Source organism: Paracoccus sp. (in: a-proteobacteria) (genome assembly GCF_030538755.1).
In the GTDB taxonomy this organism is placed as follows: Bacteria; Pseudomonadota; Alphaproteobacteria; order Rhodobacterales; family Rhodobacteraceae; genus Paracoccus.
This window is the reverse complement of record NZ_JAUNTJ010000039.1, coordinates 1-10,820: the sequence shown is the minus strand read 5'-3', so window position 1 is coordinate 10,820 and position 10,820 is coordinate 1. Positions and strand designations below refer to the sequence as shown.

The window sequence follows — 10,820 nt, the reverse complement described above, 5'->3', positions numbered from 1 at the left end:
AATTGTTCATCGGCATTGGCATCGGTGTGAACTATGTCGGCGTCACCCTGCGCGAACTGCGGCACTTCGTTCTGGCCGGTCTGGCCTTTGTGGTGGTGCTGGCGCTGCTGGCGACTGCCTTTACCGAATTCGTGGTGCTGACCGGCCTTGCCCGCCCGGTGGAAGGATTTCTGGCCTTTGCCCCCGGCGGGCAGGCCGAACTGACGGTGCTGGCCATCGTTGCCGGTGCTGATCTGGGCTTTATCATCCTGCACCACCTGACGCGGATCGTCGTGGTCATCACCGGCGCGCCTGTGATGGCGCGGCTGGTCGGCATCCGGGCGGCGCGGGATAAGTAGCGTGTGGGGGGGCGGCGTTTCCTGATGCTGCCCACAGGGCGCATGGTTGGTTCATCCCGCCAGTCCCCTGAAACTGCGCGACATTTTGCCCCATAAGATCACCGCCTGCATGATCCTGATTGCGATGGGTCTGAAAGCTGATAGAAATAGTGCGACAAATCAGCCGTGGCTTTGGACCGTCGCCGCACCCGGCACCGGCAAGCCACCCGGACAGGAGGTCCGCCGATGGCGGCATGTGCCGAGCCTCGCTCTTTAATCCTCCGCAGGGAGTGATTCATGCTTGCCCCGTTTCTCATCATGCTGCGCGAGGGGCTGGAGGCGGCCCTGATCGTGGGCATCATCGCCAGCTATCTGACCCGCACCGGGCGGCGCGACTGGTTGCCGGTGGTCTGGGTTGGCGTGTTGCTGGCCGTGGCGCTGTCGCTGTTCGCGGGGGCGGGGCTGCTGATGCTCAGCGCCGAGTTTCCGCAAAAGGCGCAAGAGGCGTTCGAGGCTGCGGTCGGGCTGATCGCCGTGGTGGTGCTGACATGGATGGTGTTCTGGATGCGCCGGGCCGCGCGCTCGATCAAGGCGGGGCTGCATGACGACATCGAACGCGCCATGGCGGCCCCCGGCGGGGCGGTCTGGGCGCTGATCGGCATGGTCTTTTTCGCCGTCGCGCGCGAGGGGCTGGAATCGGTGTTCTTTATGCTGGCGATCTTTCAGCAAAGCCCCGGCCCGATGGTGCCGCTGGCCGCGCTGGCCGGGGTGGCGGTGGCGGTTGTCGTGGGGCTGCTGATCTATCGCTTTGGCGTGCGGATCGACCTGCGGCTGTTCTTTCGCTGGACCGGGATCTTTATCCTGTTTGTCGCGGCGGGGCTGCTGGCGGGCGTGCTGCGCAACCTGCACGAAGCCGGTGTCTGGAACCACCTGCAAACCGTGGTCTTCGACCTGTCGCGCAGCCTGCCGGTTTCCGGCGCGGCAGGCACGGTGCTGTCGGGCTTGCTGGGTTACGACGACACGCCGACACTGGGCGAGGTGCTGATCTGGGCCGCCTATCTGGCGGTGACGCTGCCCCTGTTCCTGCGGCCCGCACCACCGCCGCCCGCCGCCCTTGCCGCGAAAGGATAGCCTGTGACCGAACCTCGTCCCCCCTCTGTTTCGCGGTTGATGCCCCTTGCGGTGGGCGGTGCCGGGCTGCTGGCCGTGGCGGGTGCGGCACTGTTTTACTATGCCAGCCAGACCGCCACCGGGCCGGAACGTGGCGATATTCACAAGGTCACGGTCGGTCAGGGCATCTGCGATCCGATGGATTTCACCTTGCCCGCCGGACGCGCCACGTTCGAGATTCACAACGCCTCTGATCGCCCGATCGAGTGGGAAATCCTCGACGGCGTAATGGTGGTCGAGGAACGCGAAAACATCGCCCCCGGCTTTCATTCCCTGCTGACCGCGCGGCTGAAGCCGGGGGAATACCAGATCACCTGCGGGCTGTTGTCGAACCCGCGCGGCAGGCTGACCGTCACCCCTTCGGCGGAATCCGAGGCGGCGCGGACCGCCCCGCCGGTCACGGCCTTCATTGGCCCGCTGTCCGAGATCAAGCTGTATCTGGCGGCGCAATCGGGCGATCTGGTTGCCGGGGTTGGCGCCCTGCGCGATGCGATTGCGGCGGGCGATCTGGTTGCGGCGCGGGCGGCATGGCAGCAGGCGCGCCTGCCTTACAAGCGGATCGAGCCATGGGCCGGGCGCTTTGCCGATCTGAAAAACAGCATCGACCCGCTGCCCGATTATCTCGCCGCGCGCGAGGCGGACCCGGATTTCACCGGCTTTCATCGCATCGAATACGGGCTTTGGGATCAGGGCAGCACCGATGGCTTGCTGCCGGTGGCCGACCGCCTGCTGGCGGATGTGACCGCGCTGCAAGACCGCCTGCGCGGCTTGCGCCTGTCGCCCGAGGATCTGGCAGGCAGCGCCGCGCGGCAGGCAGACCATCTGGCGCAGGGTCAGATCACGGCGGGCGAGGATCGCTGGGCCGGAACCGATCTGGCCGGTTTCAGCGCCAATCTGGACGGGATCACCCGTGGCGTCACCCTTGTCCTGCCGCTGGTGACCGATGCCTCGCCCGAGGTCGCCGCGCAATACGAGACCGCGCAGGCCGCCACGCGCGCGGCGCTGGATGCGCTGCAAACGCCCCAGGGCTTTGCGCCCTATGCCGATGTCACCCCCGATCAGCGCACGGCCCTTGCCGATGCCTTTGGGCAACTGGCCGCCGCCTCGGCCGCGCTGAACCCCGCGATAGGATTGGAGTAGCGTCATGAGCCATCATCCCCCCATCATCAGCGACCGCAACCCCGCCAGAAACGCCCCGCGCCCCCACGCCAGCCGCCGCCAGATCCTTGGTGCCTTGGCCGCCTGTCCCTTTGCCGGGCTGCCGCTGGCCGCGCGGGCGCAAACGGATGCGCCCGGTCACAGCGTCACCGATGCGCCGGTGCTGCGCGCGGCCTCGCCCGCCGATCATGTGCCGTTTCGTGGCCGCTGGCAGGCGGGTGTCGTCACGCCGCGCCCGGCGAATGGCATGATCGCCAGCTTTGACGTGGTGGCGGAAACCCCCGACGATCTGGAAGACCTGCTGCGCCGCCTGACCGACCGCATCGCCTTTCTGACAACGGGCGGGGCGGTGCCCGACCTTGCCCCGCGCCTGCCGCCTGCGGATTCCGGCATCCTTGGCCCCGAGGTCATGCCCGATGCGCTGACGATCACGGTGTCGCTGGGGGCTTCGCTGTTCGAGAACCGCCCATGGCTGGCTCCGCTGAAGCCGCGCCACCTGACCCGCATGACCCGCTTTCCCAATGACGCGCTGGACGCCAGCCTGTGCCACGGCGATCTGAGCCTGCAAATCTGCGCCAATACGCAGGACACCACCATCCACGCCCTGCGCGACCTTATCAAGAACCTGCCCGACCGGCTGATCCTGAAATGGAAGCAGGAAGGCAATGTCCCCGTCATCGCGCCCGGCCCTGATGGCGCGGTGGAAAGCGCGCGGAATTTCCTCGGCTTTCGCGACGGCTCGGCCAATCCCGACGCGGGCGATACCGCGTTGATGCAGCGGCTGATCTGGGTCGGCCCGGAACGCGGCGAACCGGAATGGGCGCTGAACGGCAGCTATCAACTGGTGCGCATCATCCGCAATTTCGTCGAACGCTGGGATCGCACCCCCCTGGGCGAACAGGAACGCATCATGGGCCGCATCCGCACCACTGGCGCCCCGCTGGATGCGCCCGATACGACCGAGTTCGACACCCCCGATTACACAACCGACCCCGAGGGGCTGCGCACGCCGCTGGACAGCCATATCCGGCTGGCCAATCCGCGCACGCCCGAAAGCGATGAAAACATCATCCTGCGCCGCCCCTTCAACTATTCCAACGGGGTGACGAAATCGGGGCAACTGGATCAGGGGTTGCTGTTCATCTGCTATCAGGCCGATCTGGACAAGGGCTTTATCGCCGTTCAGCGCCGTCTGGATGGCGAACCGCTGGAGGAATATATCAAGCCCGTCGGCGGCGGTTATTTCTATACCCTTCCGGGCGCAGGCGATGCCCCGGATTATATCGGCAGCCCGCTGATCGCCGCCGCGCGATCCGCAGCCACCGCGCTTTAACAACAGGAGACGGATATGATAAAGCATCTGCTGGGCGCTGCGGCGCTGATGCTGGCAACCACAGGATTCGCGCGGGCCGAGGTGGACCCGCTGGACCTGGTTGAACCGATTGCCGAATACAAGGTCTATGTCACCGAACGCACCAACCAGTTGGTCGCGGGCGTGACCGAGTTCACCGATGCCGTCAAGGCAGGCGAGATCGAGCGCGCCAAGGAGTTGTTCCCGCGCGTGCGCGTGCCTTATGAACAGATCGAACCCATCGCGGAACTGTTCAGCGATCTGGATTTTGCCATCGACAGCCGCGCCGACGATCACGAAGGCGCCGAGCAAGACCCCGAATTTATCGGTTTTCACCGGCTGGAATACGCGCTGTGGGATCAGAACTCGACCGAGGGGATGGAACCCGTCGCTGACAGGTTGCTGGCCGATGTGCAGGAATTGCACGGCCGTATCGCCGGCCTGACCTTCCCGCCCGAAAAGGTGGTCGGCGGTGCCGCCGTGCTGATGGAAGAAGTCGCCGCAACCAAGATTTCCGGCGAGGAAGACCGCTATAGCCACACCGACCTGTGGGATTTCCGCGCCAATTTCGACGGGGCTTACAAGATCGTCGAACTGGTCCGCCCGCTGATCGCCGACAGCGAGGGCGCGTTTCTGGCAACCGTGGATGCAAACTTTGCCACGGTCGATGGCATCCTTGAAAAATACCGCGAGGGCGACGGCTTCGTATCCTATAACGAATTGACCGATGCCGACCGCAATGTGCTGGCCGTGGCGGTCAACACGCTGGCCGAGGATCTGTCCACCCTGCGCGGCAAGCTGGGGCTGGACTGACATCGCGGCGGGGCAGGGGATTGGCCTGCCGCATTGGGTGAATGTCGCGAAGCTCTGGCGGCATCAAGGTTGCGGCGCATGGCCGGAAATGGCAGCGGCGGTCGTTTCGCCGCTGCCCGTCGTTTCGGGGGCATCCCGGCGCAACCGGCGTGATGGCCGGGCCGCAGTGTTCAGGTGCCGGGCGCAGGGAAACCTTTCCGCACATCAGCCCCGCTGCCGGTTTGCGCAACAAAGCCGCACCCCGCCTGAAACGGCTTGACACAGGGCTGGGGCTTGAACTAATCGCTCCCTGTCGGTTTCCATACGGAAATAATAGGGAATCCGCCGCCCCAACCGGGGCGAACCGGAACTGCCCCCGCAACTGTAGGCGGTGAGCCACGCCCGTTAACCACTGGTCGAAAGGCCGGGAAGGTGGGTGAAGCCGTGATCCGCCAGTCAGGAGACCTGCCGACGCGAAACGTAACCCAAGCCGGGCGGGGTTGTCCGGGAGGTATGGCATGGCAGTGACGAACCGGCGCGGGATTGCGCCTTTCAGCATGATTTCCGGCGGTTTTCGCTGTGCCTTGCCGTCCATCCCGGCAGGCGCGGCTTTGCCATTCAGGAACATCACATGTATCTGCGACTGACCACCGCCCTTGCGGCGATCTGGCTTGCTGCACCCGCAGTTGCGCAAACCACCTATCCGCTGGAATTCGACAATTGCGGCGTGCCGCTGCGTTTTGACGCCGCGCCTGACAGCGTGGTCAGCGTCGGCCAGGCCGCGACCGAGGTGCTGTATGCCCTTGGGCTGGCCGATAAGGTCAAAGGCACCGGCGTCTGGTTCACCGACGTTCTGCCCGAATATGCCGAGGCGAACGCCAATGTCCCGCGTCTGGCCGACAATGACCCCAGCTTTGAAACCATCGTCGAGACGCGCCCCGGTCTGGTCGCTTCGCAATATGAATGGTTCATCGGCCCGCAGGGCACCATCGCCACGCGCGAACAGTTCAACGATCTGAACATCCCGACCTATATCATGGCCGCCGATTGCGCGGGCAAGGACAACACCGCAGGCTCGGACGGCACCCGGACCGAGATGTTCACCATGGACGGCATCTGGCAGGGCGTCACCGATCTGGCCGCGATCTTTGACGTGCCGGAACGCGGCGAGGAAGTGATCGCCAGCCTCAAGGCCCGCGAGGCAGCCGCCATCGAACGGGCGCAGGCGCTGGATCTGGGCGATGCCTCGGCCGTGTTCTGGTTTTCCTCGGCGGAAATGGACATCGACCCCTATGTTGCCGGCCGCAAAGGCCCGCCCGCCTATATGATGGACGCGCTCGGCCTTGGCAACGTGATCGAAAGCGACGAGGAATGGCCGGTCGTATCGTGGGAATCCATCGCCCGCGCCAACCCGACCGTGATCGTGGTCGCCAAGATGGAACGCCGCCGCTTCCCTGCGGATGATGTCGAGAAAAAGCTGGAGTTCCTGCGCACCGACCCGGTTGCCAGCCAGATGGATGCGGTCGTCAACGACCGGATCGTCATCATGGACGGCCATTCGATGGACCCCTCGATCCGCAACGTGATGGGGCTGGAACAACTGGCCGAGGCTCTGGCGGGGTATGAGTTGAAATGATGCGTGTTCTTCCTGCTGCCACCGCCTTTGCGGTAATCTGCCTTGCCGTCCCTGCTTTTGCAGGGACGGATTATCCGCTGGAATTCAACAATTGCGGTGTGTCGCTGCGCTTTGAGGCCGCGCCTGACAGCGTGGTCAGCATTGGGCAGGGCACGACCGAGATTCTGTATTCACTGGGGCTGGCCGACAAGGTCAAAGGCACCGGCGTCTGGTTCACCAGCGTTCTGCCCGAATATGCCGAAGTGAACGCCAATGTCCCGCGTCTGGATGACAACGCCCCCAGCTTTGAATCCATCGTCGAGGCGCACCCCAGTCTGGTTACGTCTCAATATGAATGGCATATCGGGCCGGAGGGCGCGATTGCCACGCGCGAACAATTCGCCGATCTGAATATCCAGACCTATGTCATGGCCGCCGATTGCGAGGGCAAGGACAACACCACCGGCTCGTCCGGCGTCCGGGACGAAATCTTCACCATGGATGCGGTTTGGCAGACCGTCACCGATCTGGCCGCGATCTTTGACGTGCCGGAACGTGGCGAAGAACTGATCGCCAGCCTCAAGGCCCAAGAGGCGGCAGCCATCGAACAGGCGCAGGCGCTGGATCTGGGCGATGCCTCGGCGCTGTTCTGGTTTTCCTCGGCGGATATGGACATCGACCCCTATGTTGCCGGCCGCAAAGGCACGCCAGCCTATATGATGCAGGCTCTGGGCCTGCGCAACGTGGTCGAAAGCGACGAGGAATGGCCGGTCGTGTCGTGGGAAACCATTGCCCGCGCCAACCCGACCGTGATCGTGGTCGCCGAGATGGAGCGCCGCCGCTTCCCTGCGGATGATGTCGAGAAAAAGCTGGAATTCCTGCGCACCGATCCGGTGGCCAGCCAGATGGATGCGGTCGTCAACGACCGGATCGTCGTCATGGACGGCCATTCGATGCGCCCCTCGATCCGCAACGTGATGGGGCTGAAACAACTGGCCGAGGCACTGGCCGGGTATCAGGTGAACTGATGCGTGTCGCGCCTGCTTCAATCGCCCTGAAGGGGCTGGCGGGCCTGTGCCTGCTGCTGCTGGCGATCCTTGCCGGGGTCGCCTTGGGCGAGGTCGGCATCACGCCCGGCGATGTTGGCCGGGTGCTGGCCAACAATCTGTGGCAGGCGGGGCACGAGGTGGACCGGATCGAGGCCGGGATCATCTGGAACTATCGCATGCCGCGCACGCTGGTTGCCGCGGCCTGCGGTGCGGCGCTGGCGCTGTCGGGCGTGGTGTTGCAGGCCCTTGTGCGCAATGCGCTGGCCGATCCTTATCTGCTGGGCGTGTCGGCGGGGGCATCCACCGGCGCGGTGGCGGTGACGATCATGGGCATCGGCGGCGGGGCCATCGGCATTTCCGGCGGCGCGTTTCTGGGCGCGGCGCTGGCCTTTGCGCTGGTCGCGGCGCTGGCCCGCGCGGCGGGTGGCGGTGCGGCGCAGATGGTGCTGGCGGGCATCGCCGGATCGCAGCTTTTCAACGCGCTGACCTCTTTCTTTATCGCCAAATCCGCCAATGCCGAACAGGCGCGCGGGATCATGTTCTGGCTGCTGGGCAACCTGTCGGGGTCGCGCTGGCCTGATGTGACGATGGCGGTGCCCTTTGCAATCATAGGCCTGCTGATCTGCCTGTGGCACATGCGGGCGCTGGATGCGTTCACATTCGGGGCCAGTTCGGCGGCATCTTTGGGCATCAACGTCCGTGTGGTGCAGGTGGTGTTGATCGGCGCGGTGACGATGATGACGGCGGTGATGGTCAGCCTTGTCGGCGCCATCGGCTTTGTCGGGCTGGTCATTCCCCACGCGGCCCGGTTTCTTGTCGGTCCCCGCCACGCGGCGCTGGTGCCGGTTGCGGCGCTGGTCGGGGCCATCTTCCTGATCGGCGCGGATGTGGTGTCGCGCATCCTGATTCCCGGTCAGGTCGTCCCCATCGGTGTCGTCACCGCCCTTGTCGGCGCGCCCGGTTTCGCGCTGATCCTGATCCGCCAGGGGGCACGCGCATGAGACTGACCGCGCAGAACCTTGGCTGGAGCCCGCGCCGGGGCCGGGCCGTCGTATCCGACGTCAATCTTGAGGTGATGCCGGGCGAGACGCTGGGTCTGATCGGCCCGAACGGGTCCGGCAAATCGACGCTGCTGCGGCTGCTGGCCGGGCTGCTGCGCGGGGCCGTGGGCCGCGTCGCGCTGGATGGCACCGATCTGCGCCAGATGCCGCGCCGCCAGATCGCGCAGGTCATGGCCGTGGTCGAACAGCACACCGACACGACCGAGGCTCTGCGCGCCCGCGATGTGGTTGAACTGGGCCGCACGCCCTTTCTGTCGGCGCTGTCGCCCTTTTCGACCCGCGATGCCGCCATTGTCTCCGATGCGCTGGAAACCGTCGGCATGATCCATCTGGCCGATGCGCAATGGTCCACCCTGTCCGGGGGCGAACGTCAGCGCATCCAGATCGCCCGCGCGCTGGCGCAGCAACCCCGTATCCTGCTGCTGGACGAGCCGACCAACCATCTGGACATCCACCATCAGCTTGCCCTGCTGCGGCTGGTCGATGATCTGCCGGTGACGGTGGTGATCGCGCTGCATGATCTGAATCAGGCGATGGGCTGCGACCGGCTGGCGGTGATGGAGGGCGGTCGCATGGTCGCCCTTGGCCCGCCCGCCGAGGTGCTGACCCCGGACCGGTTGCACAGCATCTTCCGCATCGATTCGCACCGGCTGACCGATCCCACTGACGCCGCGACCATCTTTCGCTTTCTACCCTTGGAGAAAACCGCATGAAACACGCACTGATCGCGCTGGCCCTGATGGCCAGCCCCGCCCTGGCCGAGATGCACGAGGTCCAGATGTTCAACCGCAACGAACATGGCTCGATGATCTATGAGCCGCAATATCTGCGCATCGCGCCGGGCGATACGGTCAAGTTTCTGGCCACCCAACCCAGCCACAATGCCGCCACCATCGACAACGGCATCCCCGAGGGGGCCGAACCGTTCCGCGGCAATATCAACGAGGAAATCGAAGTCACCCTGACCGAGCCGGGCCATTACTTCATCAAATGCACCCCGCATTACGCCATGGGCATGGTGATGCTGATCGAAGTCACCGAGGACGAGGCCATTCGCCCTGACACTCTGCCCGAGAAGATGCCCGCCCGCGCTGTGCAACGGTTCGAGCAGATTCTCGACGCGGCATATGCCGAACAATCATGATCTGAGCGAAGACATCCGGGCCTATTGGTCTGCGCGTGCCGCGACGTTCGATCTGGCCTTCGGTCACCGGATAGCACCGGGGGCCGAAGCCGCCGCCTGGGCACAGCCCATGCGCGAGGTGTTGGGACCAGAACCTTTGCGCGTGTTAGAGCTGGCCTGCGGCACGGGCGAGGTCACGCAACTGATTCACGATCAGGGCCATGATGTCACCGCACTGGATTTTTCCGAAGTAATGTTGACCGCCGCCCGCGCCAAACATGCTGGCAAGCCGCGCCTGCGGTTTATTTGCGCCGATGCGGCCCACACGATGGAGCCGGACGAAAGCTATGACGCCATCATTTGCCGCCATCTGGTCTGGACGCTGACCGACCCGGCTTCGGCCTTTGCCGAATGGGCGCGCGTGCTGCGCCCCGGCGGGTGTCTGCTGATCTATGATGGCAATTGGGCGCATCCCCGTGCGTCTGGTCGGTGGGCTGCCCGTCTGCTGGCATTGTGGGATCGGCTGGCCCCCGATCCCGATTATGACGGCGCACTTGGCGATGCACACGCGGCGATCATGCAACGCCTGCCATTCGGTGATGGCCTGACATTCGGGCGATTGGCCCCGATGCTGGAAAATGCGGGCTTTGTCTCGATCCTGCGCCTGCCACATGACCCGATCGCCCGAGCACAACGCCGCACCAACGGATTACGCAATCGTCTGCGCACGCGGGTCTATGACAGATTCATTCTGTCTGCCCGGCGATCCGCGTAACACCTACGATCTTGTATGGAAAACTGAAGCGGGCATATTCAAACGCTTCATTCTCGACGGGGCCGCATTGGCGCACCACTACACGCTTTTCATAGACGAGGCTGGCGACGATAAGGTTGATCGCCTGAAACCGGGTTCCCTTAACGGAAACTCTGAATGGCTTTGCCTCGGTGGTTATCTGGTTCGGGCAGAGATTGAACCGGACCTCGACCGAAGAAGGGACGAAATCCTTCTTTCCTTCGGCGGGAAACGGGGCGGGGTTCTGCATTATCGCAACCTGAAGCCAAAGAACCGTCTGCTTGCGGCACAGAAACTTGCCTCGCGGGACTATCCGGCGCGGGGCTTTGTGGTTTGTTCGTAACCGCCCGGTTTCTACCGCTTTGGATTTCGTTGATCAGGCGGCTTCGTG

At 64.6% G+C, this 10,820-nt stretch carries 12 protein-coding genes and 1 riboswitch; of the genes, 11 read left to right on the top strand and 1 reads right to left on the bottom strand.

Annotation, left to right across the window (positions count from 1 at the left end; genetic code table 11):
- From Q4G14_RS14755 to Q4G14_RS14705, 11 genes are all read left to right on the top strand, one after another.
- On the top strand, positions 1 to 338 hold a 338-nt coding region (locus Q4G14_RS14755; RefSeq protein WP_303362526.1), incomplete at its 5' end, for an AbrB family transcriptional regulator.
- Positions 339 to 614: 276 nt separating this feature from the next.
- Entirely contained in the window at positions 615 to 1,448 is an 834-nt protein-coding gene (efeU, locus tag Q4G14_RS14750; RefSeq protein ID WP_303362525.1) for an iron uptake transporter permease EfeU, read from the top strand.
- Between the two features lie 3 nt (positions 1,449 to 1,451).
- Entirely contained in the window at positions 1,452 to 2,627 is a 1,176-nt protein-coding gene (efeO, locus tag Q4G14_RS14745) for an iron uptake system protein EfeO (RefSeq protein ID WP_303362524.1), read from the top strand.
- Between the two features lie 4 nt (positions 2,628 to 2,631).
- On the top strand, positions 2,632 to 3,978 hold the full coding sequence (gene efeB / locus Q4G14_RS14740; protein WP_303362523.1) for an iron uptake transporter deferrochelatase/peroxidase subunit: 1,347 nt from the start codon (positions 2,632 to 2,634) through the stop codon (positions 3,976 to 3,978).
- Positions 3,979 to 3,993: 15 nt separating this feature from the next.
- Complete coding sequence (gene efeO / locus Q4G14_RS14735; RefSeq protein ID WP_303362522.1) at positions 3,994 to 4,809, top strand: iron uptake system protein EfeO; 816 nt, start codon at positions 3,994 to 3,996, stop codon at positions 4,807 to 4,809.
- A gap of 276 nt (positions 4,810 to 5,085) precedes the next feature.
- A riboswitch (cobalamin riboswitch) is annotated at positions 5,086 to 5,276 on the top strand.
- Between the two features lie 143 nt (positions 5,277 to 5,419).
- Positions 5,420 to 6,424, top strand: coding sequence for an ABC transporter substrate-binding protein (locus tag Q4G14_RS14730; RefSeq protein ID WP_303362521.1), 1,005 nt, complete (start codon positions 5,420 to 5,422; stop codon positions 6,422 to 6,424).
- Positions 6,424 to 7,431 (top strand): ABC transporter substrate-binding protein, encoded by a 1,008-nt coding sequence (locus Q4G14_RS14725; RefSeq protein WP_303362527.1) that lies wholly within the window; start codon positions 6,424 to 6,426, stop codon positions 7,429 to 7,431. Before Q4G14_RS14730 ends, Q4G14_RS14725 begins: the two co-directional genes overlap by 1 nt.
- A complete protein-coding gene (locus Q4G14_RS14720; RefSeq protein WP_303362520.1) occupies positions 7,431 to 8,453 on the top strand; it encodes an iron ABC transporter permease in 1,023 nt (340 codons plus the stop codon). Before Q4G14_RS14725 ends, Q4G14_RS14720 begins: the two co-directional genes overlap by 1 nt.
- The gene (locus Q4G14_RS14715) at positions 8,450 to 9,226 is read left to right on the top strand and encodes an ABC transporter ATP-binding protein (RefSeq protein WP_303362519.1); all 777 of its coding nucleotides are present in this window, start codon (positions 8,450 to 8,452) and stop codon (positions 9,224 to 9,226) included. Before Q4G14_RS14720 ends, Q4G14_RS14715 begins: the two co-directional genes overlap by 4 nt.
- Positions 9,223 to 9,657: a pseudoazurin gene (locus Q4G14_RS14710; protein WP_303362518.1), complete on the top strand. Its 435-nt coding sequence runs from the start codon at positions 9,223 to 9,225 to the stop codon at positions 9,655 to 9,657. Before Q4G14_RS14715 ends, Q4G14_RS14710 begins: the two co-directional genes overlap by 4 nt.
- Positions 9,641 to 10,411 carry a class I SAM-dependent methyltransferase gene (locus Q4G14_RS14705; protein ID WP_303362517.1) on the top strand — a complete coding sequence of 257 codons (771 nt, stop codon included), beginning with the start codon at positions 9,641 to 9,643 and terminating at the stop codon, positions 10,409 to 10,411. Before Q4G14_RS14710 ends, Q4G14_RS14705 begins: the two co-directional genes overlap by 17 nt.
- Here Q4G14_RS14705 and Q4G14_RS14700 read toward each other — a convergent pair.
- Positions 10,383 to 10,679 carry a hypothetical protein gene (locus Q4G14_RS14700; protein WP_303362516.1) on the bottom strand — a complete coding sequence of 99 codons (297 nt, stop codon included), beginning with the start codon at positions 10,677 to 10,679 and terminating at the stop codon, positions 10,383 to 10,385. The genes Q4G14_RS14705 and Q4G14_RS14700 overlap by 29 nt on opposite strands.
- Between the last annotated feature and the right edge of the window lie 141 nt (positions 10,680 to 10,820).